19 protein-coding genes are annotated in these 23988 nt (G+C 71.3%); 3 read left to right on the forward strand and 16 right to left on the reverse strand.

What is annotated here, in order from left to right; all coding sequences use genetic code 11:
* Positions 1–47: 47 nt before the first annotated feature.
* The 16 genes from ACFV9O_RS31495 to ACFV9O_RS31570 all read right to left on the reverse strand — a co-directional run bounded on the left by ACFV9O_RS31495 (position 48) and on the right by ACFV9O_RS31570 (position 20981).
* A complete protein-coding gene (locus ACFV9O_RS31495; protein WP_385423802.1) occupies positions 48–689 on the reverse strand; it encodes an HAD family acid phosphatase in 642 nt (213 codons plus the stop codon).
* A 207-nt stretch (positions 690–896) separates the two neighbouring features.
* Complete coding sequence (locus ACFV9O_RS31500) at positions 897–1946, reverse strand: sugar phosphate isomerase/epimerase family protein (protein ID WP_385423804.1); 1050 nt, start codon at positions 1944–1946, stop codon at positions 897–899.
* A gap of 34 nt (positions 1947–1980) precedes the next feature.
* On the reverse strand, positions 1981–3384 hold the full coding sequence (locus ACFV9O_RS31505) for an alkaline phosphatase family protein (RefSeq protein ID WP_385423806.1): 1404 nt from the start codon (positions 3382–3384) through the stop codon (positions 1981–1983).
* Positions 3381–4553, reverse strand: coding sequence for a metabolite traffic protein EboE (eboE, locus tag ACFV9O_RS31510; RefSeq protein WP_385423808.1), 1173 nt, complete (start codon positions 4551–4553; stop codon positions 3381–3383). Before eboE ends, ACFV9O_RS31505 begins: the two co-directional genes overlap by 4 nt.
* A 13-nt stretch (positions 4554–4566) precedes the next feature.
* Positions 4567–5415: a TatD family hydrolase gene (locus tag ACFV9O_RS31515; protein WP_385423810.1), complete on the reverse strand. Its 849-nt coding sequence runs from the start codon at positions 5413–5415 to the stop codon at positions 4567–4569.
* Complete coding sequence (locus ACFV9O_RS31520) at positions 5415–6041, reverse strand: EboA domain-containing protein (RefSeq protein ID WP_385423812.1); 627 nt, start codon at positions 6039–6041, stop codon at positions 5415–5417. Before ACFV9O_RS31520 ends, ACFV9O_RS31515 begins: the two co-directional genes overlap by 1 nt.
* Positions 6029–6949, reverse strand: coding sequence for a sugar phosphate isomerase/epimerase family protein (locus ACFV9O_RS31525; protein WP_385423814.1), 921 nt, complete (start codon positions 6947–6949; stop codon positions 6029–6031). The genes ACFV9O_RS31520 and ACFV9O_RS31525 overlap by 13 nt, the downstream gene beginning before the upstream one ends.
* The gene (locus ACFV9O_RS31530; protein WP_385423816.1) at positions 6946–8151 is read right to left on the reverse strand and encodes an SCO3242 family prenyltransferase; all 1206 of its coding nucleotides are present in this window, start codon (positions 8149–8151) and stop codon (positions 6946–6948) included. The genes ACFV9O_RS31525 and ACFV9O_RS31530 overlap by 4 nt, the downstream gene beginning before the upstream one ends.
* Before the next feature lie 260 nt (positions 8152–8411).
* Positions 8412–9542, reverse strand: coding sequence for an inositol-3-phosphate synthase (locus ACFV9O_RS31535; protein ID WP_385423818.1), 1131 nt, complete (start codon positions 9540–9542; stop codon positions 8412–8414).
* Between the two features lie 86 nt (positions 9543–9628).
* Positions 9629–13351: a ThuA domain-containing protein gene (locus ACFV9O_RS31540; protein ID WP_385423820.1), complete on the reverse strand. Its 3723-nt coding sequence runs from the start codon at positions 13349–13351 to the stop codon at positions 9629–9631.
* A 325-nt stretch (positions 13352–13676) separates the two neighbouring features.
* Positions 13677–14681, reverse strand: a complete 1005-nt coding sequence (locus tag ACFV9O_RS31545) for a sugar phosphate isomerase/epimerase family protein (protein ID WP_385423822.1) — start codon at positions 14679–14681, stop codon at positions 13677–13679.
* Positions 14682–14693: 12 nt separating this feature from the next.
* A complete protein-coding gene (locus ACFV9O_RS31550; RefSeq protein ID WP_385423824.1) occupies positions 14694–15890 on the reverse strand; it encodes a Gfo/Idh/MocA family protein in 1197 nt (398 codons plus the stop codon).
* 46 nt (positions 15891–15936) lie between these two features.
* Positions 15937–16983 carry a substrate-binding domain-containing protein gene (locus tag ACFV9O_RS31555; protein ID WP_385423826.1) on the reverse strand — a complete coding sequence of 349 codons (1047 nt, stop codon included), beginning with the start codon at positions 16981–16983 and terminating at the stop codon, positions 15937–15939.
* A 69-nt stretch (positions 16984–17052) separates the two neighbouring features.
* Positions 17053–18084 (reverse strand): ABC transporter permease, encoded by a 1032-nt coding sequence (locus ACFV9O_RS31560; protein ID WP_385423828.1) that lies wholly within the window; start codon positions 18082–18084, stop codon positions 17053–17055.
* On the reverse strand, positions 18081–19625 hold the full coding sequence (locus ACFV9O_RS31565; protein ID WP_385423830.1) for a sugar ABC transporter ATP-binding protein: 1545 nt from the start codon (positions 19623–19625) through the stop codon (positions 18081–18083). The genes ACFV9O_RS31560 and ACFV9O_RS31565 overlap by 4 nt, the downstream gene beginning before the upstream one ends.
* A 174-nt stretch (positions 19626–19799) precedes the next feature.
* Complete coding sequence (locus tag ACFV9O_RS31570; RefSeq protein ID WP_385423832.1) at positions 19800–20981, reverse strand: ROK family protein; 1182 nt, start codon at positions 20979–20981, stop codon at positions 19800–19802.
* Positions 20982–21267: 286 nt separating this feature from the next.
* Between ACFV9O_RS31570 and ACFV9O_RS31575 the strand changes: the two genes are divergently transcribed.
* From ACFV9O_RS31575 to ACFV9O_RS31585, 3 genes are all read left to right on the forward strand, one after another.
* Positions 21268–22458 (forward strand): low temperature requirement protein A, encoded by a 1191-nt coding sequence (locus ACFV9O_RS31575; RefSeq protein WP_385423834.1) that lies wholly within the window; start codon positions 21268–21270, stop codon positions 22456–22458.
* A gap of 42 nt (positions 22459–22500) precedes the next feature.
* Positions 22501–23304: an NAD(P)H-binding protein gene (locus tag ACFV9O_RS31580; RefSeq protein WP_385423836.1), complete on the forward strand. Its 804-nt coding sequence runs from the start codon at positions 22501–22503 to the stop codon at positions 23302–23304.
* A gap of 161 nt (positions 23305–23465) precedes the next feature.
* Positions 23466–23921 (forward strand): hypothetical protein, encoded by a 456-nt coding sequence (locus ACFV9O_RS31585; protein ID WP_385423838.1) that lies wholly within the window; start codon positions 23466–23468, stop codon positions 23919–23921.
* Positions 23922–23988: the final 67 nt, after the last annotated feature.

Below are 23988 nucleotides of genomic sequence, written 5' to 3' on the forward strand. Positions count from 1 at the left end.
GGGGGCCCGGGAAAGGAGAACCACTGTCCCCCCCGCCACCCGGTTTTTCAGGACAGCTGGCCGTCGTAGTCGAGCAGCTTGAACGTCCGCTCTGCGTGACCGCCCACCAGGTCGCTGGTGTTGTTGCCGATGTTGGCGATGATCTTGTAGCCCTTGGCCTCGATCTCCGCGCGCTTCTCGGTCTTGTAGGCGCTGACTTCGTGGAACAGGTCGGGCAGATCCCGTACGTACAGACCGTCGACCGGGTAGCCGGCCCGCTTCAGGTTCCAGTCGGTGAGCGAGTAGATGATGCCCGGCCGGGCCGTGACGAAGAAGATCGCGACGCCGCGGGAGTCGGCGAAGCGGGCCAGGTCGCGGACGGGCGCGACCGCGGGCGTCGGCAGCTCCCAGAAGTAGTGGAAGTCCGTCTCGAGCGAGGTGTTGTCGATGTCGAGGACGATCGCCTGCTTCTCGCCGGAGGCCTGGGCGGTCCGCTGCTCGATGTAGGGGCGGGCGACAGCGACGACGGCGGCCACGTCACGCTGCCAGGTCGCGTAGTCGACGTCGGTGGTCTGTGCGGTGGTTGCGGCCGCGCGGGGCTCGGCGGCGGCCGCCGTCGGGGTGGCAGCCGATGCGGCGGGGGCGGCCATGGTGAGGGCCGCTGCGGCGGCGACCGTTGCCGTTGCCGTCCGCCATCTGCGTGCATGCATGGGGGGTTCTCCTGGGTCGAGGGTGGTCGGGAGAGCCGCTCGTTCGGCACTGCCGAACGAAGGGCGTTGGCATGCTCGCGTCCGATGATGGACGGAATGGAACATTCCCTCTACTGGTCAGTAGCCAGAAGTTTTGATGACTTTCCGCGCACGGCTCCGCCCGCGGCGCATGATGGCTCGCCGCGGGCGGGGTACGCAGGACGTTTGCTAGCAGTCCTTCTCTCGCAGTGAGTGGAGGTGTTCGCTCGACTTGCGGGCGAACGTGAACGACTCCACGGGGTTGTCGTGTTCGGCCTGCCAGTGGTGGTCGAGCCGGCCACCCCTGGTCCTGGTCACCGCGGAGATGAACCGCTGGTAGTCGATATCTCCGTCCCCGACGTCCACCATGCGGTAGCCGTCGCGGGCGGATGCGTCGTGTTCGCCGTCCTTGACGTGGAAGAGCGGATAGCGGTCGGGCTGCTCGAGGACGTAGCGGAGCGGGTCGAAGGGGGCGGGGGTGCCGTCGACGCGCTTGGAGAAGCGGAACTGGCCGGCGTAGGCCCAGTAGATGTCCATCTCCAGGTACACGAGATCGGGGTCGGTCTCGGCGAGCAGGACGTCGTAGAGGCGGACGCCGGGCCTGTCGGTGGCGAAGGAGAACTCCTCGGCGTGGTTGTGCTGGTAGAACTTCATGCCGCGGGCCTTGGCGGCGGCGCCGTACTCGTTGAACTCCTCGGCGCAGCGCTTCCAGCCGTCGACGGTGGCGCCGTAGCGCCAGGGGCCGGATGCGGTGCCGATGTGCTTGAGTCCGAGGGCCTCGGCGTCGTCGAGGACCTTGTCGAGGTTCTGCGCGAAGGTGTACGCGTTCGGGTCGGACGAGTAGTAGCCGACGTGGCTGCCGATGGCACGCAGCCCATGGTCGCGGGTGAGCCGGCGGAGCTGGGCGAGAGTGATGGCGCCCGCGGAGCCCTGGGTGTAACCGGCGTACTCGACCTCGTCGTAGCCGTACTTCTCGAGCTCGGCGAAGACCGCGGCGAAGCCGAGGGTGGAGACCTTGTCGCGGAGCGAGTAGAGCTGGATGCCGAGGCGTCCCGGAGGCAGTACGGGGCGGCCTCGGCCGGCTCCGGTGGCGGCTGCGGCCGGGGTGGCGGCCGAGGCCGCGGTGGCCGACGCGCCGAGAAGGGCGGCGGCGGTGGCTCCGGCGGCGACGCCCAGCATGCCGCGTCTGCTCAGCTTGCGGGTGAGCTCGGGGTCGGGGGTGCTGCTCGTGCGGCTCATTGTGGATAACTCCTCGTTGTCAGTGGAGTGTGGTTCAGTGAAGACCGGCGAGTTGAAGGAGCAGGGACTTCACATCGGTGGCCGCGACGCGGCCGCTTACAGCGCGGGGGGTGGAGCACAGAATGAGCGGACCTTCGTCATCGCTCGTGGGGAGGCGGCCATGGCTGCCGCGAATAGGTGAGGGGTCGAGCGGCACGACCGCCATGCGGTAGCGCATGCCGAGCTTCTTGCGGGCGAGGGCCGTCGCGGCCTTGACGCGGACGTACGGGTCCTCGGGGTCCATGAAGAGCTCGACGGGGTCGTAGCCGGGCTTGCGGTGGATCTCGACGAGCTGCGCGAAGTCGGGGGCCTTGTTGTCGTCGAGCCAGTAGTAGTACGTGAACCAGGCGTCCGGGTCGGCGACGGCGACGAGCTCGCCGGAGCGCGGGTGGTCGAGGCCGTACTTCTTCTTGCCCTCGTCGTCGAGGAGTTCGGCGATGCCGGGCAGGCCCTTGAGGGCTTCGCGGGTCGTGTCGAGGTCCTCGGGGCGGCGCACATAGACGTGGGCGAACTGGTGGTCGGCGACGGCGAAGGCGCGGGATGCCATCGCGTCGAGGTACTCCATGCCGTCCTGGGTGTGGACCTCGAGGAGGCCGGCACGGCGCAGTTCGCGGTTGATGTCGACGTGCCGGTCGACACGGGTGATGCCGTATTCGGAGAGGGCGACGACGGTGCGACCCTCACGCGCGGCGTCGTCGAGGAGGGGAGCCATGGCCGCGTCGAGGTCGGCGGCGGCCTGGAGGGAGCGGGGGTCGTCGGGGCCGTACCGCTGAAGGTCGTAGTCGAGATGCGGGAGGTAGCAGAGCGCCAGGTCGGGGGTGCGGGTGCGGAGGATGTGCCGGGTGGCGTCGATGATCCAGCGGCTGGAGACGATGTCGGCGCCCGGGCCCCAGAAGTGAAAGAGGGGGAAGGTGCCGAATCTGTCGGTGAGTTCGCCGTGGAGCGCCGGGGGCCGGGTGTAGCAGTCGGGCTCCTTGCGGCCGTCGGCGTAGTAGACGGGGCGGGGGGTGACGGTGATGTCGGTGTCGGCGCCCATGGCGTACCACCAGCAGATGTTGGCGACGGTGTAGCCGGGGTGGGCGCGGCGGGCGGCGTCCCAGAGTTTGTCGCCGCCGACGAGTCCGTTGTGCTGGCGCCACAGCAGGACGTCGCCGAGTTCGCGGAAGTACCAGCCGTTGCCGACGATGCCGTGCTCGGCGGGGAGGGTGCCGGTGAGGAAGGTGGACTGGGCGGCGCAGGTGACGGCGGGCAGAACGGTGCCCAGGGAGGCCTGGGAGCCGGTGGTGGCGAGCTGTTTCAGGTGCGGCATGTGGTTCAGGAGCCGGGGGGTGAGGCCGACGACGTCCAGGACGAGGAGGGGGGTGGGTCGCGTGGTGCCGCTCGGGGTGGTGTCGCTCATGGCAGTTCCTTGAGGCCGAGGTCGGTGAGCAGATCGCGGGCGAGGGTGAGTTCGGCGGCGATCCCGTCGGCGAGCTGGGCGCGGCTGCGGGGACGCAGCTCGGCGGGGAGCGCCTGCCAGGTGTACGTCTCGACCTCGAGGTGGCGGGTGAGCGGGGCGGGACCGCCCACGAGGCGGGTCAGGGTGTCGTGGAGCACGGGGAGGGTGGAGCTGAGCGGCGGGGCGGGTGGCGCGTGCAGGGGGACGTGGAAGTGGGCGCGCCAAGGGGCGCCGTCGGGGAGGGCGTCGGCTGCGAGGGCCTCGTGGAGGTCGTCGGTGCCGCGCAGGCCGGCGGCGGTGCGGGTCCGGGTCTGGTGGAGGAAGCGGGGTTCGGCGAAGGCGGCGAGCGCGGCGCGCACGTCCGGGAGGTGGGGGTGCTCGGCGTGCAGGGCGGCGGACAGCTGCGCCTTGGGGATGGTGATGCCGGCTGTGGTGAGTGCGTGGAGTGCGGGACCGGGTTCTTCGAAGGAGGTGGCGAGATGGCAGGTGTCGATGCAGATGCCGATGCGGCTGCTCAATACGGCGGTGAGGGGGCGGATCGCGTCCGCGGTGGTCTCGACTGTGCAGCCGGGTTCGGGTTCGAGGGCGATCCGGATGGATTTGCCGGTGAGCTCTTCGAGCGCGTCGAGGCGTTCGGCGAGGGTGGTGAGCGCGGTGCGGGCCGTGGTGAGAGCCGCCGTGTCGTCGAAGCGGGTGCGCCAGCCGAGGGGAAGGGTCGAGACGGACCCTTCGCCGACGTCGTCGGGCAGCAGGGCGGCGAGGAGCCGGGCCAGGTCCGTCGTGTGGGCGAGTCGTGCGGGCTCGGTCCAGTCCGGGCGGTAGACACGGTACTTGACCTCGTCGGCGCCGAATCCCTCGTAGGGGAAGCCGTTGAGGGTGACGACCTCGAGGCCGCGCCGGTCGAGTTCGGCGCGCAGACCTCGCAGGGCCGCCGGGTCGGTGGTCAGGGCACGGGCGGCGTCCTTGGCCAGCCACAGGCCGATGCCGACACGGTCGCGCCCGAGGCGTTTGCGTACGGGTTCGCAGTGGTCGCGGAGCTGCGCGAGGACGCCGTCCAGGGTTTCGGCCGGATGGACGTTGGTGCAGTAGGAGAGGTGGACGGTGGAGCCGTCGGGATGGCGGAAGCGCATGCGTCTCGCCTCCTCATTCCCCGCCGCGGAGGATGGAGTTGCCCTCGTGCAGGGCCTCGGGGGCCGGAACGTCGAGCCGGAGGCGGCCGCTCTGTCCGTAGAAGGCGACCGGGTTGCGCCACAGGACCTGGTCGACGTCGTCGTCGGTGAATCCGGCGGCGAGCATGGCGTTGGCGACCTTGCGGGTCTTGAGGGGGTCGCTCTTGCCCCAGTCGGCGGCCGAGTTCACCAGGACGCGCTCGCTCCCGTGGGCCCTGAGGACGGCGACCATGCGGTCCTCGTCCATCTTGGTGTCGGGGTAGATGGAGAAGCCCAGCCAGCAGCCGCTGTCGGCGGCTTCCTTCACCGTCGTCTCGTTGAGGTGGTCGAGGAGCACGTACTCGGGGGCGAGTGCTGATTCGCGGACGGCGTCGACGGTGCGGCGCAGGCCGGCGAGCTTGTCGCGGTGCGGGGTGTGGACGAGGGCGGGCAGGCCGTGGTCGGCGGCGAGCTGGAGCTGGGCGGCGAGTGCGGTGTCCTCGGCGGGAGTCATGGAGTCGTAGCCGATCTCGCCGACGGCGACGACGTTGTCCTTGACGAGATAGCGGGGCAGCGCGTCGAGGACGGGGGCGCAGCGCGGGTCGTTGGCCTCCTTGGGGTTGAGCGCGATCGTGCAGTGGTGGGCGATGCCGTACTGGGCCGCACGGAACGGTTCCCAGCCGAGGAGGGAGTCGAAGTAGTCGAAGAAGGAGGCGGGTGAGGTGCGGGGCTGGCCGAGCCAGAAGGAGGGTTCGACGAGGGCGCGGACGCCCGCGGCGTACATCGCCTGGTAGTCGTCCGTGGTGCGGGAGGTCATATGGATGTGGGGGTCGAAGATGCGCATCAGAACTCCTCCGTGGGGGACGTCAGGGCGAGGACGCGGTGGAGGTCACCGGGGACGGGACGGCCTGCGGCGGTGCGTTCGGCGGCGTAGTCGGAGAGCATCCGGGCGAGTTCCGTGTCGCCGCGGGCGCGTCCGGCAAGGCCGTGGGCCGCGTCCACGGGCACTCCGGTGAACAGGCACTTGAGGAGGGCGTGGCGCCAGGAGTGCGCGTCGAGATGCTCCGCGGCGTACGGGCCCACGGCCGCGGCGACGAGCCGGGTGTCGTTGGTGCGCAGCGCGTCCTCGACGAGCGGGAGCCCGGCCGCGGGGTGCGGGTCGAGAAGGGGGAGGGCGAGGAGGACGGCTCGGCGCTCGTCGGCGGTGCCCTGCTGGTAGAGGCGGGTGAGGGTGGCCGCGTCGGCCCCGGCTTCGTGGAGGAGGAGGGTGCGTACGGAGTCGGCGTACTCCTGGCCGCAATGGCGTCCGGCGGCGGCGAACCGGAGCTCCCAGGCGGGCACCGCGTACGAGGTGGCGGCGGCCTCGGGCGCGCCGGCGCTGTGGGCCGCTTCGGCGAGGGCCTCGTGGAACCAGGCGCGGGCGGCGCCGGCGAGCCGGGCGTCGAGTTCGCTGCGGGTCAGGATCGCCATGCTGATGCTCCGTTCGTGGGGGCGGCTCCGTTCGTGGAGACGGGGGCTTGGGCCGGGGCTGGGCCCGGGGCTGGGGCCTGTGAGCGGAGGAACTCGATGGAGGTGCGGGCGAGCTCGGGGCCCGCGTGGGAGTGGCGGGGCAGTTCCACGACGGTCAGACCCTGGTAGCCGGAGGAGGCGAGCGCGTCGAGGACGGGCGGGAAGTCGATCTCGCCCTCGCCGAACGGGAGGTGCTCGTGGACGCCGCGGCGCATGTCCTCGATCTGGACGTGCCGCAGCCACGGGGCGGCCTGCCGGACGCAGTCGGCGGGCGATGCGGGCTCGAGGCACTGGCAGTGGCCGATGTCCAGGGTGAGTCCGAGGGGTTCGGGGTCCCCGAGGAGCGAGCGGAGGTGGTGGAAGTCGTCGAGGGTGGCGAGAAGGTGACCCGGTTCGGGTTCGACGGCAAGGGGGACGCGGGCGGTGGCGGCAGCGTCGAGAACGGGGGTGAGGGCGGCTTCGAGGCGACTCCAGGCGCTGGAGGGCGACGTGGCCTCGGGGGTGATGCCGCTGAAGCAGTGCACGGCGTGCGCGCCGAGGTCCGCGGCGACCTGTACGGCGCGGACGAGGAGCCCGGTGCGGGCGGCGCGGGCGTCGGGGTCGGGGTCGAGGAGGGAGGGGCCGTGCTTGCGGCGTGGGTCGAGGACGTAGCGGGCGCCGGTCTCGACGGTGACCTCCAGCCCGAGGTCGGCCAGGCGGCCCGCGAGCCGGCGGGTGCGCAGGGCGAGGTCGGGGGCGAGGGGGTCGAGGTGCATGTGGTCGAGGGTCAGGCCGACGCCGTCGTAGCCGAGGTCGGCGAGGACGGCGAGGGCGTCGTCCAGGCGGAGGTCGGTGAGGCCGTTGGTTCCATAGCCGAGGCGCAGGCTCATGTGACGCTCACCTTCCGGGCAACACGTCGGGCGACGGGAACGAGCGCGAGGAGGGCGAGTCCGGTGCCGGTCGCCCCGGCGCGGGCGACGAGGGCGGCCTGCAGCGGGATCATGGCGCGGATCCCGGCGCCGACTGCGCGCTGGGTGAGGGGTGGGGAGGGGTTGAGCGCCGCGTGGAAAAGGGGGCGCGTGGCGGTGTGCGCGTACGTGGCGGCGAGGAGCGTCGCACCGATCCCGCCCTTCCCACCGATCCCGGCCCACCCACCGGGCCCGCCTCTCCCCGACGCCGAGGGCAAGCCCCTGGCCCTGGCCCTGGCCCTGGCCCTGGCCCTGGCCCCGGCCCCGGCCCCGGCCCCGGGCACCGTGTCCGGCTCCGAATCGGAGGGAGCAACGGACACGGCGGATGCGGCGGTAATGCCGGGTCGGCCGGATACGCGCGGCGGGCGCGTGGTCAGCGCGGCGATGGTCAGGGCCGTGGCCAGGGCCGCGAGGGGGGCCTTGGTGGAGCCGCCTTGGGTTTCGTGGCGGGAGACGGAGGTGATCGCGTAGGTGTGGGTGCCGAGGAGGCCTGCGTGCGGCAGCGCAGGGCGCAGGCCGTTGGGGTGAGTTGACGTGGCGCCGAGGAGGAGGTCCAGGGCGCGTGCCGATGCCATGGCGGCCGGGCCCGCCGGGGTGTGCTTGAGACGCAGGTCGTACGCCCAGACCGTCGCGGTCAGCGCCGAGGCCACGAGCAGTGCTGGTCGGCCGGCGCGGGCGGCGAGGGCCAGCCCCGCCGCCGTGAGGGCTCCGGCCGCTGCCAGCGCTGCGGCCGGGGCGATGCGCCCGGAGGGGATGGGGCGGTGCGGGCGGTCGATGGCGTCCTCGTCACGGTCGGCCCAGTCGTTGAGGGCCATGCCCGCCTCGTAGAAGCAGAGCGAGGCGCCCACCGCGAGCGCGGTGCCCCGGTTGGGGCGCAGCCCGGCCGAGGCCGCGCCCGCGAGGGCGTCACCGGGGACGGTGAACAGGGCCGAGACCCGAAGGAGTTCCGCCCAGGCCCTGAGCGTCCCGCCGCCCCCTGTCACGGCGGGACGTCCCACGGGCCCTCCCGCAGGCCGGCGCCCCGGCCCACCTGCGGGCGCCCCGGCCTGCGGATCCGCGCCCACTCCCCCGGACGCCCCCGCCTGCGGATCCCCAGGCCCATCCGCGGACGCTCCCGCGCCCATTCCCCCAAGCGCGCCCGCGTCCAGCGCCCCGGCCCCTCCCCCAAGGCCGGCATCACCGGACCCGGCGCCGCCGTTCCGTGGGTCATCGTTCCGTCGGTCGTCGGTGCGTCGGTCATCGTTCCGTCGGTCGTCGGTGCGTCGGTCATCGTTCCGTCGGTCGCCCTTCCGCGCTGTCGCGCCTCCCCGTCCGCTGTCCGCACGCACCCTCGATGACAGCACGGCGGCGGACATCCGCAGGAGCCGGCGGGCGCCCCGCGCGGTCACCGGGCCTCACCCAGATGTGCCGCGAAGGCCACCAGCGCGGCGTACTGGTCCGACAGGGCGGCCGGGGCTCCCGGGTCCGGGTCCTTGAAGTAGAAGGCGAGTTCGGGCAGGGGCCCGGAGCGGCCCGTCTCGTGGGCGCGGGCCACCAGTCGCGCCAGGTCCAGCACCAGCGGCGCGGCGAGAGCCGAGTCGCAGCCCTGCCAGATGGTCTGGAGGACCATCCGCGAGCCGAGGAAGCCGTCGAAGACGATGTGGTCCCAGGCGGTCTTCCAGTCGCCGAGGGCCGGGACGTCGTCGATGTGGACCTCGCCCTCCGGCGCGGCGCCGAGGGTGTCGGCGAGGACGCGTTCCTTGCCCGCGTTCTTCGCCGCGGCCGCCGCGGGATCGGCCAGCGCCGCCCCGTCCCCGCCACCCAGCAGGTTGGTGCCGGACCATGCCCGTACGGACAGGGCGCGTTGCACGAACATGGGGGCGAGTACGGAACGGAGCAGCGTCTGACCTGTCTTGCCGTCCCTGCCGGCGTGGGGAAGTCCGCGGGCGGAGGCGGCGTCGGTGAGGGCCGCTGTGCGCAGCCCGGTGGAGGGGGTGAAGTTGACGTAGGGGCAGCCGGCCTCGACGGCGGCGGCCGCATACAGAGAGCTGGCCGGGAGGCGTGCGGAATGAGAAACGGGGGCGGGTTCCGTCGAGGCGACGTTCACCACGACCACCCGGGCGAGGCCGTGGCGCTCCCGGAAAGCAACGATGTCAGCGGTGAACGCCTCGATCAGCGCGGTGTCCGGCCGTGTGTCCCCCGGCAGCGGGCCGCCCGCGCGGATCTCGTCGTTCGCGGCCGCCAGTTCGCCACGGACCGCCGACGGCAGACCGTGGGGCAGGACGCCGCCCGCCGCAAGCTGTTCGGCCCGCTTCGGAAGGGGGCAGCCGACCGTGTCGTGGCCGCCGAAAACCAGGGAGGACAGGGGCGGCAGCCCGGCCGAGCCGAAGGGCGGGGTCTCCGTCACCATGCCCGTCGCCGGGTGCAGACCGGCGGTGACCGCCGCGCAGCCGGCGACCGCGGTGGTGGCGACGGAGCCCCGTGCTCCGATCAGCCAGACTCCGGTACGTACCGTCGGGTCGTTCGGGCTCGTCACGGGCTGCCTCCCTGGGTGCGGTGCGGTGGTGGGACGGCGGGCGGGGGTACGGCGTCTCCCCGCCCGCCGCCGGCTGGCGGGCCGCCCTACGAGGACGAGGGCAGCTCCTTGACCTGGATGTTGCGGAAGGACACCTGGTCGTCGGCACCGTGGTTCTGGATGCCGATGTAGCCGTCCTTCAGGCTGCGGACCGGGTCGGTGTTCGTGAAGTCGTTGATCTTCACACCGTTGAGGAACACGGTGAGCCGCTCACCCTGGACCCGGATCTCGTAGCTGTTCCACTGCCCCGGCGGCCGCAGGACCGCGTCGCGGGCCTTGAGGTCGGCCGACTTGAAGCCGTAGACGGCGCCGGTCGTGCGGTCGGGGGCGTCGGTGGCGTCGATCTGCACCTCGTAGCCGTTGTTCACCGCGGACCAGGGGTCGTCGGACGCGGGGAAGCCCACGAAGACGCCGGAGTTGTCGTCGCCCGCCAGCTTCCAGTCGAGCTTGAGCGAGTACGAGCCGAACTCCTTGGCCTGGTACCAGAGCATGCCCATGCCGCCCTCGGTCCGCAGCTCACCGTCGACGACGTTGAACTTCCCGGGTCCCGCCTGCTTCCAGCCCTCCAGCGTCTGTCCGTTGAAGAGGTCCCGGTAGCCGGTCTGCGGCTTGCAGTTGGCGTTGACCTGCCCGCTGGCATAGCGCAGCCCGCCCAGCAGGTGCTGCCGGAACGCCGGCTCGGCGTAGGACTCCTTGGTGTGCCCGCCGCCCGTGTAGAAGGCGCGGCCGCCCTCATAGGTCTGGCACCAGGCGATCGGATGGTCGCCCTTCATGTTGCCGCCCTGATAGGTGGTTTCGTCGAGGGTGGCGAGGATGCGGGCCTGACCGCGCGGGTTGGTGCGGTAGTTGTACCACTCGTCCGTGCGCTCCCACGCCCCGTCGAGGTGCGAGGTCGCCGGGTGGTCGTGGTCCTCGACCCGGACGGTGGCCTGCTGGATCTGCGGGTGGGAGTGGAAGTACGCGCCGACGAGTCCGCCGTAGAACCCCCAGTCGTACTCGGTGTCGGCGGCCGCGTGGACGCCCATGTAGCCGCCGCCCGTGGCAACGTAGTTCTCGAACGCCTTCTGCTGTTCGGCGTTGAGGACGTCACCGGTGGTCGACAGGAACACCACGGCGTCGTAGCGGGCGAGGTTGCTCGTCGTGAACTGGCCGGCCTCCTCCGTGGCGTCGACCGTGATGTTGCTGTCGGCGCCGAGTTCCTTCAGGGCCGCGACGCCGGTCGGGATGGAGTCGTGGCGGAAGCCGGCGGTCTTGGAGAAGACCAGGACCCGCTTGGCCGTGCGGTCGACGGGCGTGTTGGTGATCTCGAAGTCGTCGACGTCGTAGAGCGCTCCCGCTCCGCCCTTGAAGACCAGGAAGAGCTCGGTGGTCGCCCTGGGTACGGCACGCAGCGGTACGTCGACGTTCTGGAAGGTCTCCCAGCCCCCGGTCACCGGCACGGGCGCCGAGCCGAGCAGGGTGCCGTTCGCCGATCCGGTACGGACCTCGAGGAAGCCGCCCGCGCCGCCCGAGGAGATGCGTGCGGTGAGCTTGGTGGAGCCGGTCAGGTTGTAGGGCTTGAAGGAGATCCAGTCCCCGTTGTCGATGTCGCCCACGGTCTTGCCTCCGTTTGCGGGCGCCTTGTTGATGACACTCACTCCGGACTGGCCGGTGAAGTGCTCGGCCTGCCGGTGGCGCGGCTGCAGCTGCGCCTGGTCGTGGCTGGTGAGCGCGGCCTGGCCGCCGCCACCGCCGTCCGTGTACTCGGCGTCGAAGACACCGAAGATGTTGGCGTTCGGGTCGTGCCCGCCGTCGGCGGAGGTCTTGATGGTGCCGGTGCAGCCGTTGGCGGAGGTCACGGGGTGGCCGTGGCTGTCGTGGCCGAGCACGTAGGTGACCTTCACCTTGGCGCAGTCGATCGGGCCGGTCGCGCCGTCTTCGGGATCCGTGACGGTGACCTTGAACGGGATCTCGTCGCCGAAGCTGAACAGTGCTCCCTCGGCGGGCAGTTCCAGGTTCACCTTGGGTGCGGTGTTGCCGACGACCACCTGGATGCTGGCCGAGCCGGTGCGCCCGGTCGTGTCCTTCGCGGTCACCGTGGCCGTGTAGGTGCCGTTCTTGCGGTAGGTGTATGTCGGGTTGGCGGCCGTGGAGGTGCCGCCGTCGCCGAAGTCCCAGGCGTACGTCAGCGCGTCACCGTCGGCGTCGGCCGTGCCGGCCGAGGAGAACGTGACCCGCAGCGGTGCCTTGCCCGACGTCCTGTCCGCGGCGGCCTCGGCGACCGGCGAGTGGCCGTCGGTGGCGTTCTCGATGCGGTAGAGCGCGGAGTGCTCGTCGCCGCCGAACCAGGAGATGCCGTAGTCGAGGACGTACAACGCGCCGTCCGGGCCGAAGCTCATGTCCATGATCTGCGTCCCGGTCCACGCGACGGGGTTGATGGACTGCACGGTGCCGTCGTCGCCCTGCTCGATGCGCTTGATCCAGCGGCGGCCGAACTCACCCGCGAAGAAGTCGCCGTCGTACGCCTCGGGGAACTTCACCGGGGAGTCGAGCGCCGGGTCGTAGTGGTAGACCGGCCCGCCCATCGGGGACTCGGAGCCGCTGCCGAACTCGGGCACGGATCCGCCGTCGTACGGGATCCAGGCGGGCTGGGCGGGCGGCAGGTCGACGAGACCGGTGTTGTGCGGCGAGTCGTTCTTCGGGGCCGCACAGTCGAAGGTCGCCCCGGACACCTTGGTCGCGAAGTCGTAGTCGACGTACGGGTCGTTGTCACCGGTGCAGAACGGCCAGCCGAAGTTGCCGGGCTTGGTGACCCGGGCGAACTCGACCTGCCCGCCGGGTCCCCGCTTGGGGTCGGCGGCACCGGCGTCGGGCCCGTAGTCGCCGACGTAGACGATGCCGGTCTTCTTGTCGACGCTGAAGCGGAACGGGTTGCGGAAGCCCATCGCGTAGATCTCGGGCCGGGTCTTGTCCGTGCCCGGGGCGAAGAGGTTGCCCTCGGGGATCGTGTACGAGCCGTCGGCGGCGACCTTGATGCGGAGGATCTTTCCGCGCAGGTCGTTGGTGTTGCCGGAGGTGCGGCGGGCGTCGTAGGCGGGGTTGCGGTCGGGCCGCTCGTCGATCGGGGTGAAACCGTCGGAGGCGAACGGGTTGGTGTCGTCGCCGGTCGACAGATACAGATTGCCCTGCGCGTCGAAGTCGATGTCCCCGCCGACGTGGCAGCAGATGCCGCGGGTGGCGGGGATGTCGATGACCTTCTTCTCGCTGGCGTTGTCCAGCGTCCCGTCGGCCTTGAGGACGAAGCGGGAGAGCCGGTTGACGCCGTCGTACTTGGCGAAGTCGGCGGCGGTGCCCTCGTTGGGGGCGTCGCCGGCGGGGGTGTCCAGCGGGGGCGCGTAGTAGAGGTAGATCGCCCGGTTCTCGCCGAAGCCGGGGTCGATGCCGACGCCCTGGAGGCCTTCCTCGTCGTGCGAGTAGACGGGGATGGTGCCGATGACCCGGGTGTTGCCGGCCGCGTCGGTCATGCGCAGCTCGCCGTCGCGCGAGGTGTGCAGCACGCTGCGGTCGGGGAGGACGGCGAGCGACATGGGTTCGCCGGTCTCGGGCTCGCCTTTGGCGAGGGTGACCTGCTGGAACTCCGCGGCCGCCGCGGCGGCGGGTTCCGTGTCATGTGCGGGGGCCGCAACCCCGGAGGGGGCGGCGATGGCGAGTGACGTCGCGGCCAGCAGGCCGCCGGTGAGGAGTGCGAGTCCCTTCCTGACTCTGCTTGCTTCGGGCCGTTTTCTGTGCACGTGTGTCCTCCGGAAGTAGCCGGTCGTACGGGCGGGTGCTGCTGCCGTGCGGTTCTCGCGCGGGAACGTGCCGCGGGAACTCCGGGGACCGGCGTGCGCCGTCACGCTGGTCGGAATCCGGGCAGAGTCCCGATCGGGGCCGCGCCCCGATCGGGCCTATGTCCTGTACACCTCAGGGACGGTAGCCGGGTTCATCCTGGGCCGAAAGCCCTTGCACACCAGATAAGTTGAACTTTCTCCCGAGGCAGGACAAAGCCGGACGAGGGCAGGCCGGACCGGCCCGGCGGCACGATCGCCACCACCGGGCCCTGCCTGCGCCGATGTTCTAGTCGTTGCCTCCGAAGGCCGCGTCGAACGACGCCGCCGGCGGATCGAAGTCGTACCGCTTCAGCGTGGCAAGCGCTTCCGGAGCGCCCGCCAGCCGGTCCATTCCCGCGTCCTCCCACTCGACCGAGACCGGACCGTCGTAGCCGATCGACCGCAGCATCCGGAACACGTCCTCCCACGGGACGTCCCCGTGCCCGGCGGACACGAAGTCCCAGCCGCGCCGCGGATCGCCCCACGGGAGGTGCGAGCCCAGCCGCCCGTTGCGGCCGTCCAGCCGGCGCCGGGCCTCCTTGCAGTCGACGTGGTAGATCCGGTCCCTGAAGTCGTAGAGGAAGCCCACGGGATCGAGGTCCTGCCAGACGAAGTGGCTCGGGTCGAAGTTCAGCCCGAAGGCCGGGCGCCGGTCCACCGCCTCCAGCGCCCGGTGCGTGGTCCAGTAGTCGTACGCGATCTCGCTCGGATGGACCTCGTGCGCGAAGCGCACTCCCTCGGCGTCGAAGACGTCCAGGATCGGGTTCCAGCGCTCGGCGAAGTCCTCGTAACCGCGCTCGATCATGCGCTCCGGCACGGGCGGGAACATGGCGACCAGATGCCAGATCGACGAGCCGGTGAACCCGATGACGGTACGGACCCCGAAGGCGGCCGCGGCACGCGCGGTGTCGGCGAGCTCGCGCGCCGCGCGCTGCCGTACGCCCTCCGGCCCGCCGTCGCCCCAGATCCGCGCGGGCACGATCGCCTTGTGCCGCTCGTCGATCGGGTGGTCGCAGACGGCCTGCCCGACGAGATGGTTGGAGATCGCCCAGCACTTCAGCCCGTACTTGTCGAGCAGCGCCCGCCGCCCGTCCAGGTACGAGGGGTCGGCGAGGGCCTTCTCCACCTCGAAGTGATCGCCCCAGCAGGCGAGTTCGAGTCCGTCGTAACCGAAGTCACGGGCGAGCCGGCAGACCTCCTCCAGCGGAAGATCCGCCCACTGGCCGGTGAAGAGAGTGAAGGGACGTGGCACGGAGGGACCTCCTCAGACGGGGACGGGTGTGTAGACGGCGTTCTTCTCCGCGCTCTCCTCCACGGCCGCGAGCACGCGCTGCACCTGGAGCCCGTCGGCGAACGACGGCGCCGGGTCGCTGCCGTCGGCGATGGCGTGCACCAGGTCGCGTGCCTGGTGGGTGAAGGTGTGCTCGTAGCCGAGCGCATGGCCCGGCGGCCACCAGGCCTCCAGATACGGGTGTTCGCTCTCCGTGACCAGGATCCGGCGGAAGCCGGCGGAGGCCGCGGGTACGGTGTGGTCGTGGAACGACAGCTCGTTGAGCCGCTCCAGGTCGAAGGCGAGCGATCCGCGCTCCCCGTTGATCTCGAGCCGCAGGGCGTTCTTGCGGCCCGAGGCCATCCGGGTGGCCTCGAAGGAGGCGAGCGCCCCGGAGGCGAGCCGCCCGGTGAACAGGGCCGCGTCGTCGACGGTGACGGGCCCGCGGGCGAGGCCGCCGGACGCGGTCAGCCCGCTCGAGGCCCCGGCGAGCAGGGGCCTCTCCCGGACGAACGTCTCGGTGAGCGCCGAGACCCCCACCAGCAGCTCGCCCGCCAGGTACTGCGCGAGGTCGACGGCGTGAGCCCCCAGATCACCGAGCGCCCCCGATCCCGCGTGTTCCCGCTCCAGGCGCCAGGTCAGCGGGAAGTCCGGGTCGACGAGCCAGTCCTGCAGATAGGTGACCCGTACGTGGCGGATGGCGCCGAGCCGGCCGTCGGCGACGAGCCGGCGGGCGTACGCGATCGCGGGCACCCGCCGGTAGTTGAAGCCGACCATGGCCACCTGGCCGCGCGCCCGGGCGCGCTCGGCCGCCGCGACCATGGCCTCGGCCTCGGCGACCGAATTGGCCAGCGGTTTCTCGCACAGGACGTGCTTGCCCGCCTCCAGCGCCGCGACCGCGATCTCCGCATGGCTGTCACCCGGCGTGCAGACGTCGACGAGCTGCACGTCGTCGCGGGTGACGAGGGCGCGCCAGTCGGTCTCCGCCGCCGCCCAGCCGTGTCTGTCCGCCGCGGCCCGGACGGCGGCCGCGTCACGGCCGCCGATCGCGGCGAGGACCGGCCGCATCGGCAGGTCGAAGACCCGTCCCACGGTGCGCCACCCCTGGGAGTGGGCGGCGCCCATGAACGCGTATCCGACCATGCCGACGCCGAGTGTCGGCGGCGCGGCCTCACTGTCCCTCTGTTCCATACGGTTCCTCCTCGTCGGTTGCTCGGTGGCGGCGGGCCAGGACCTGTCAGCTGAAGCCCGTGGGCAGGTACTCGTCGACGTTGTCCTTGGTGACGACAGCCGAGTAGAGAGTGATCGAGGCGGGGATCTCCAGCTCTGCCAGGCCGCCGACGCCCTTGCCCTGGCCCAGTGCCCGGGCAAGGTCGATGGCGGACGCGGCCATGGTCGGCGGGTAGAGGACCGTCGCCTTCAGCACGCCGTTGTCGGCCTTGATGGCGTCCATCGCCGACTTGGCGCCCGCGCCGCCGACCATCAGGAAGTCGTCCCGGCCGGCCTGCTGGATGGCGCGCAGGGCGCCGACTCCCTGGTCGTCGTCGTGGTTCCACAGCGCGTCGAACTGCTTCTGGGCCTGGAGCAGCTGGGCCATCTTGGCCTGGCCGGACTCGACCGTGAACTCGGCGGCCTGGCGGGCCACCTTGGTGATGTTCGGGTAGTTCTTGAGGGCATCGTCGAAGCCCTGGGTGCGCTGCTTGGTGAGCTCCAGGTTGTCCATGCCGGCGAGCTCGATGACCTTGGCGTTCGGCTTGTCCTTGAGCTGCTCGCCGATGTAGCGGCCGGCGTTGAGGCCCATGCCGTAGTTGTCGCCGCCGATCCAGCAGCGGTACGCCTGCGGGGACGCGAAGATCCGGTCCAGGTTGATCACCGGGATGCCGGCCTTCATGGCCTGCAGGCCGACCTGGGTGAGCGCCTTGCCGTCGGCCGGCAGGATCACCAGGACGTCGACCTTCTTGTTGATCAGTGTCTGGATCTGGCCGATCTGGATGGCGGTGTCGTTCGAGCCCTCGGTGATCTCCAGGGTCACCTCGGAGTACTTCGCCGCGCGCTTCTTGGCGTTCTCGTTGATGGCGTTGAGCCAGCCGTGGTCGGCCTGGGGTCCGGCGAAGCCGATGGTGACGGGCTTGCCGGGCTTGTCGTCGGCGGCCGGAACGTTGTTCGTCGCCGTGTCCTGCTTGGTGGGCTCGTTGCTGGTGCAGGCGGTGAGGAGGGCGCCGGCGGAGACGGCGGCGGTGCCGAAGAGCAGTCCTCTGCGGCTGGTGGCCGGGGATTCGGGCATGGCGATGAGACCCTTCGGGATGGGGCGTGCGGGGGCGGGTGAGCTGGAGCGAGGACCGTGACGGAGCGGTCAGGCCTCGCCGTTGCGCAAGGTGCTGCGCTGGACCAGTACGGCAGCCACGATGATCGCTCCCTTGGCGATCTGCTGGACGGCGCTCTCCAGGTTGTTGAGGGCGAAGATGTTGGTGATGGTGGTGAAGACGAGGACGCCGAGCACGGAGCCGACGATGGTGCCGCGGCCGCCGCTCAGCAGGGTGCCGCCGATGATTGCCGCGGCGATGGCGTCGAGTTCGTACAGATTGCCGTTGGTGTTCTGTCCTGAGCCCGACAGGATGATCAGCAGGAAGGCCGCGATGCCGCAGCACAGCCCGGAGAGCAGATAGAGGTAGAGGCGCTGGCGGCGTACGTCGATGCCGGCGAGGCGGGCGGCTTCCGCGTTGCCGCCGACGGCGACGGTGCGGCGTCCGAAGGTCGTACGGTTCAGCACCAGCCAGCCGACGACGGTGACGGCGGCGAAGACCAGGACCAGGGGCGGGATTCCGAGGAGGTAGGAGTCGGGGACGCCGAGGTCCAGGACCGACGTCACGCTGACGATCTGGGTCTTGCCGTCGGTGATCTGGAGGGCGAGTCCGCGGGCCGATGCCAGCATGGCGAGGGTCGCGATGAACGGCACCATGCCGCCGTACGCGATGAGCAGCCCGTTCACCAGTCCGCAGCCGAGGCCGACGACGATCGCGGTGAAGAGGATGCCGGCGAAGCCGTACTCCTGGGTGGCGACGGTCGTCGCCCACACCGAGGCGAGGGCGACGATCGCGCCGACGGACAGATCGATCCCGCCGCTGGTGATGACGAAGGTCATGCCGACGGTGACGACGCCGATGACGGATGCCTGGGTGAGCACCAGCTGGAGGTTGGCGGTGTCCAGGAACTGGTCGGGCTTGGTGAAGCCCCCCACGGCGATGAGAACGGCGAGGACGGCGAGGAGGGAGAGGTTGCGGACGTCGGCACGCAGTCCCACCGCCCGCCAACCGCTCCTGTCGGGCGTGGGCTTGACCACGTGGGGCGGCGGTGTCTGCTGGGCCTCGGAGGCAGGCTGCGTCATGAGCTCGGGCTCCCTTCCATGACGAGGTCGAGTACGCGGTGCTCGTCGAGCTCCCCCGCGGGCGCCGTGTGCACGACGTGGCCCTCGCGGAGCACCAGCACCCGGTCGGCGAGACCGAGCACTTCGGGAACCTCGCTGGAGACGAGGAGGACGGCGAGACCGTCGTCGGCGAGCCGGCGGATCACGGCGTACAGCTCGGCCCGGGCGCCGACGTCGACGCCGCGGGTCGGCTCGTCGAGCAGCAGGACGCGGCAGCCGCGGAGCAGCCAGCGGGCGAGGACCGCCTTCTGCTGGTTGCCGCCGGAGAGGGTGCGGATGCGGGCGTCGGGGTTGTCGGGGCGCAGGGACAGCTCGCGGGTGGAGCGCCGGGCGGCCCGGCGTTCCTCGCCGCGGTCGAGCCAGCCGCCGCGCGAGAAACGGGAGAGGGAGGAGACGGACACGTTCCGGGTGACCGACTCGAGCATCAGCAGTGCCTGGGCCTTGCGCTCCTCGGGGGCGAGCCCGAGTCCGGCGCGGACCGCGGCGCGCACGCTGCCGGGTTTGACGGGCTGCCCGTCGACGGTGACCCTGCCGGCGGTGGGTTTCCTGGCTCCGTAGATGGTCTCCAGGATCTCGGAGCGCCCGGATCCGACGAGCCCGGCGAGCCCGACGATCTCGCCCGGGCGCAGTTCGAGGTCGACGGGCGCGAACTCGCCGTCCCGGGTCAGTCCTTCGACGCGCAGCACGGGGGCGCCGTCGGGGGTCGTGGCGGGCCGGTCGGGGAAGACGTACTCGACGTTGCGGCCGGTCATCATGGCAACGATGTCGCGCGTAGGGGTGTCCTTGGCGGGCAGTCCGCCGGCCACTGCCCGGCCGTCCTTCAGTACGGTGACGCGGTCGCCGATGCGGCGGATCTCCTCCAGGCGGTGGGAGATGTAGACGACGGCGACGCCGTCCGCCGTGAGGTCGGCGACGATGCGGAAGAGGTTGGCCGTCTCGTCGGGGTCGAGCGCCGCGGAGGGCTCGTCCATCACGATGAGGCGTACGTCGTGGGAGAGCGCGCGGGCCATCGACACGATCTGCTGCTGGGCGGCGGACAGTTCGCCGACCGCGCGGCCGGGGTCGATCTCGGGGTGGCCGAGGCGGCGCAGGAGTGCGGCGGCGGACTGGCGGGCGTCGCGGCCGCGGACGAGGAATCCGGCGGTGGTGGGTTCATGGCCGAGGAAGACGTTCTCGGCGACGGACAGGCCTTCGACCAGGTCGAGTTCCTGGTAGATGGTGGCGATGCCGAGGCGCATGGCGGCGATGGGCGACTTCAGCGACACGGGCTCGCCGCGCCAGGTGATCTCTCCGTCGTCGGGCTGGTGGGCGCCGGCGAGCACCTTGATGAGGGTGGACTTTCCGGCACCGTTCTGGCCGAGGAGGCAGTGCACTTCGCCGGCCTGGACGTCCAGGTCGACGCCGTCGAGGGCGCGGACGCCGGGGAACGACTTGGTGATGCCGGACATGGTGAGGAGCGGTGGTGCGGATGCTTCTGATGGTGCCGGTGGTTCTGGTGCCATGACGAATCCCCTCGGCGGGTGCGGGCCGGTGAGCGGGCAGGTGGTACCAGGTGCGTGCGGGGGTGGTGCGGTTGTCCGATGGGTGCGGGCCGGTGGGGGTTTGTGCCCACCCGTTGCTCCCCCTGGGGCTCCGCCCTGGGGGGACCCCCATGCGGAACGAATGCCCACAAACCATCAGGCCGGGGAGAACAGGTGGTCGCTGATGAGCCGGGCCGCGCCGATCACTCCGGCGGTGGGGCCCAGTTCGCCCAGCACGATGGGGAGATTGCCGGTGGCCAGCGGCAGTGACTGCCGGTAGACCTGGGTACGGACGCTGGCGAGCAGGGTGTGGCCGAGCCCGGTGACGCCGCCGCCGATCACCACGAGCCCCGGGTTGAAGAAGCTGACGAGGCCGGCGATGACCTGGCCGACGCGGTTGCCGCCCTCGCGGATGAGATCGAGCGCGGTGGCGTCACCGGCGGCGGCCGCCGCGGCGACGTCGACGGCGGTGAGCCTGCCCGCCGCCTCCAGTCGCGCGGCGAGTTCCGGCGACTGTCCCGTACGTGCCGCCTCGTCGGCGTCGCGTGCGAGTGCGGCGCCGCTGAAGTGGGCTTCCAGGCAGCCCCTGTTGCCGCAGGCGCAGGCGCGTCCGTCTGCCTCGACCTGGATATGGCCGATGTCGCCGGCGCTGCCGGTCGTGCCGCGGTAGACCTCGCCTCCCACGACGATGCCGCAGCCGATGCCCGTGCCGATCTTGACGCAGAGGAAGTCGCCGACGGAGCGTGCGACTCCGGCGTGCTGCTCCCCCATCGCCATCAGGTTCACGTCGTTGTCGACCATGACGGGGCAGCCGAGTTCCTGGCTGAGCGCCTCGCGGACCGGGAAGCCGTCCCAGCCGGGCATGATCGGCGGTGCGACGGGGACGCCCTCGGGGAAGCGCACGGGTCCCGGCACCCCGATCCCGGCACCGTCGAAGCCCTCGGCGAGCCCGGACGCCTTCAGCTTGGCGGCCATCGCGAGGACCTGCTCGAAGACGGCGACCGGGCCTTCGCGGACGTCCATCGGATGGTTGAGGTGGCCGAGGACCTCCAGCTCGGCGTTGGTGACGGCGACATCGACCGAGGTGGCGCCGATGTCGACCCCGAGGAAGCGCAGATTGGGCGCGAGGCGGACGTTGTGCGACCGCCGTCCGCCACGGGAGGCGGCGAGCCCGTCCGCGACGACCAGTCCGGTCTCCAGCAGCCGGTCGACCTCGACGGCGAGCTTGGACCGCGAGAGGTCGATCTGATCGCCCAGCTGGGCGCGGGAGTTGGGCCCTCCGTCACGCAACAGCCGCAGCAGTCGCGCCTGGTGCGCATTGGCGGGTCGAGCCGTCATGCGTCTCACGTGCCCCTCCCCTCCCCCGGCCTTCGGCATGGGGAACCCCGCATGGCCTGTGCCGTCGGGCTTTCGAGGGGAAGTTAGCAGCGCCGTCCTCGACTGGGAAGAAGTCGCGCAGGAATCCATGGCGACTTTCTCCACACCCAGGACAAAGGCGAATGGTGTCAGCCACTCGGGCATCCGATCGCGTCAATCGGCCGGCCCTACCGAGCGCGCCGCACATCGTGGCCCGGATGCCGGAATGCGATGGACAGCGGCGGCCCGCGCTGCTGTGGTGGCCCCCATGTCCGCACCCATCGGCGCCGAGGCCGTCCGGCGCGTCTCCACCCTCGAGCTCTTCTTCGACCTGGTCTTCGTCTTCACGGTCACCCAGCTGACGGTGCTGATCGCCGACGATCTGACGTTCGCGACCGCCGGCCGGGTCGTCCTGATCTTCACGGTGCTCTTCTGGATGTACGGCGGGTACGCATACCTCACCAACCAGGTGCCGCCCGACCGGCCGTCGCGCCGGATCCTGCTCATCCTCGGCATGGGCGCGTTCCTGATCTGCGCCCTGTCCATCCCGCGGGCCTTCGACGACGGCGACGACAGCGGCGGGGTCGCCTTCGGTATCGGCTACCTGCTGGTCGTCCTGGTGCACGGCGCGCTCTACAGCCGCAGCCACGGCCGTCGTGTCGTCTGGTTCGTGCTGCCGAACGTCCTCGCGGCCCTCGCCGTGACGGCGGCCGGTTTCGCCGAGGGGCTCGCCAGGGACGTGCTGTGGCTGCTTGCACTCGTCCTGCAGTTCGCCACTCCGCCGCTGGTCCGCCGCGCGGCGCGGCCCGGGGAGGACGAGGGGCTGGGCAGCCGGATCGGCACGATGAGCCCCTCGCATCTCGTCGAGCGTCACGGGCTGCTGCTGATCGTCGCCTTCGGCGAGTCGATCATCGCGATCGGTATCGGCATCGGGGAACTGCCGCTGACCTTCGGCCTGTTCGCCGGCGCGTTCCTCGCGCTCGCGCTCACGGCGGCGCTGTGGTGGACCTATTTCGTACGGGACGAGGGAATCGCCGAGCGGGTGTTCGCCCGTACGCCCCCGCTGCAGCGGTTCAAGCTGGCCCTCAACGCGTACTACTACTACTCCTTTCTGCCGATGCTCATCGGGATCGCGTTCCTCGCGGCCGGGGTGAAGAAGTCCATCGGCCATCCGGGTGAGCAGCTGTCCGCCGGACCCGCGCTGGCGCTCGCCGGTGGGGTGGCCCTGTTTCTGGCCGGTGACATCGCGTTCCGGCGGGTGCTCGGCATAACTCCTGTGGTGTACCGGGCGGTCGCGGTCCTCGGCACGCCGGCGACGGCCCTGCTCGGCATGTGGCTCTCCGCCACGGCACAACTCATCGGACTGGTCGCGGTACTGGTGGCGATGCTGTCCGTCGAAGCACGATGGACCGGCAGCCCCGCGGCCGCCGCGGGCACGGACGACGGGACGGGAACCTGATCACGGACTGACCGACAGTCCGGACGACGAAGGGACCACCGCATGATTCTGGTGACGGGCGCCACGGGGAACGTCGGCTCCGAACTCGTGCGCGCACTGGCCGAAGCGGGTGCGCCGGTGCGGGCGTTCAGCCGCTCGGGTGCCACGGCCGAGCTGCCCGAGGGAGCCGAGGGCGTGTCGGGCGATCTGAACAGCGCGGAGTCGGTCGCCGCGGCGCTCACCGGCGTCCGGGCCGTCTTTCTGATGCCGGGCTACCAGCAGGCGCGCGGGTCGCTGGCCGCCATGCGCGAGGCGGGCGTCGAGCGGGTCGTGATGCTCTCCGGCGGTTCGGTCGCGACCGGGGACATGTCGAACGCCGTGACCCGCTACATGACCGAGGCGGAGTCGGCGGTCAGGGAGTCCGGACTGCCGTGGACGTTCCTGCGGCCGTACTCGTTCATGTCGAACACCCTGGAGTGGGCGGAGGATCTGCGCACCGGGAACAACACGGTGCGGGCACCGTTCGCCGGGGTGCCGGTCGCCACGATCGATCCGTACGACATCGCCGCCGTCGCGGCCGTGGCGCTGACCTCGTCCGGGCACAAGGGCAAGGCGTACGCGCTGTCGGGTCCCGAGGCGCTGCTGCCCGCCGACCGGGCGCGGATCCTCGGCGCCGCGCTCGGCCGTGAGCTGCACTTCGTGGCCCTCTCCGACGAGGAGGCACGCAGGGAGATGGAGGCCAGGATGCCCGTCGCGTACGTCGACGCCTTCTTCAGCTTCTACGTCGACGGAACGCTGGACGAGTCGCAGGTCCTGCCGACGGTCGGGGATCTGACGGGACGGCCGCCCCGCACCTTCGCCCAGTGAGTGGTGTGCATCGTGAAGTAGCAGGTCACGGGCCTGGTGTGATTCCGTGCCCGGGTGCTCGTGCTGGTCGCGCGCGGCAGTCTGCCGTGTAGATCGTCGGGCGGGGAGGTCTTCGTGGGTTCTGGCCCGTTCCAGCCCGCGATGCTCCTACGCTCCCGGGCATGGTGGACCCTGAGGTACTGGAACGGATCGCCGTGCGCCGCGCGGAACTGGACGGGCTGGAAGAACAGATGGTCAAGCAGCTGGACCAGGTGAGGGCCGAGCGGGACGAACTCGCGGCTGCCGAGCGAGTCCTGGCGCGGATGAGCGAGCAGATCGCTGGGGAGCGGGCTGTCGTCGCACCGGCGTCGGCACAGGTTGGCGGGCGTGCGGCGCTGCTGGTCCCGCACCGCAGCGACAGCGTTGACGAGGCCGCGCTTCCCGGCGACTACCGCCGGATCCTGGCGATCGTGCGGGCCGCTGGCGGCCCGGTGCAGGTGCGGGCGGTGGGCGAAGAGCTGGGCCTTCAGGCGGAGGTACGCGGGAAGCTGGAGCCGTTGCGGGCGAAGCTGGTCAAGCTCGCGGATCGCGGCTGGCTCCACAAACGCGGCGACGGGAAGTTCACCGCGCGCCTGTAGCCTTGCCGGCCCTGCGCGCCGCAGTGGCGTAACTTGAGGGCCCTCGGCGGCAGTTGAGTTTGGTGTG

This window comes from Streptomyces sp. NPDC059909 (genome assembly GCF_042730885.1).
Lineage (GTDB): Bacteria > Actinomycetota > Actinomycetes > Streptomycetales > Streptomycetaceae > Streptomyces.

Coding starts and splice junctions, on each gene's coding strand:
- ACFV9O_RS31505 (WP_385423806.1), bottom strand. CDS start 3,384: ATGAGCGACACCACCCCGAGCGGCACCACGCGACCCACCCCCCTCCTC.
- eboE (WP_385423808.1), bottom strand. CDS start 4,553: ATGCGCTTCCGCCATCCCGACGGCTCCACCGTCCACCTCTCCTACTGC.
- ACFV9O_RS31585 (WP_385423838.1), top strand. CDS start 23,466: ATGGTGGACCCTGAGGTACTGGAACGGATCGCCGTGCGCCGCGCGGAA.
- ACFV9O_RS31570 (WP_385423832.1), bottom strand. CDS start 20,981: ATGACGGCTCGACCCGCCAATGCGCACCAGGCGCGACTGCTGCGGCTG.
- ACFV9O_RS31580 (WP_385423836.1), top strand. CDS start 22,501: ATGATTCTGGTGACGGGCGCCACGGGGAACGTCGGCTCCGAACTCGTG.
- ACFV9O_RS31530 (WP_385423816.1), bottom strand. CDS start 8,151: ATGGGCGCGGGAGCGTCCGCGGATGGGCCTGGGGATCCGCAGGCGGGG.
- ACFV9O_RS31555 (WP_385423826.1), bottom strand. CDS start 16,983: ATGCCCGAATCCCCGGCCACCAGCCGCAGAGGACTGCTCTTCGGCACC.
- ACFV9O_RS31575 (WP_385423834.1), top strand. CDS start 21,268: ATGTCCGCACCCATCGGCGCCGAGGCCGTCCGGCGCGTCTCCACCCTC.
- ACFV9O_RS31495 (WP_385423802.1), bottom strand. CDS start 689: ATGCATGCACGCAGATGGCGGACGGCAACGGCAACGGTCGCCGCCGCA.
- ACFV9O_RS31560 (WP_385423828.1), bottom strand. CDS start 18,084: ATGACGCAGCCTGCCTCCGAGGCCCAGCAGACACCGCCGCCCCACGTG.
- ACFV9O_RS31550 (WP_385423824.1), bottom strand. CDS start 15,890: ATGGAACAGAGGGACAGTGAGGCCGCGCCGCCGACACTCGGCGTCGGC.
- ACFV9O_RS31525 (WP_385423814.1), bottom strand. CDS start 6,949: ATGAGCCTGCGCCTCGGCTATGGAACCAACGGCCTCACCGACCTCCGC.
- ACFV9O_RS31500 (WP_385423804.1), bottom strand. CDS start 1,946: ATGAGCCGCACGAGCAGCACCCCCGACCCCGAGCTCACCCGCAAGCTG.
- ACFV9O_RS31565 (WP_385423830.1), bottom strand. CDS start 19,625: ATGGCACCAGAACCACCGGCACCATCAGAAGCATCCGCACCACCGCTC.
- ACFV9O_RS31515 (WP_385423810.1), bottom strand. CDS start 5,415: ATGCGCATCTTCGACCCCCACATCCATATGACCTCCCGCACCACGGAC.
- ACFV9O_RS31520 (WP_385423812.1), bottom strand. CDS start 6,041: ATGGCGATCCTGACCCGCAGCGAACTCGACGCCCGGCTCGCCGGCGCC.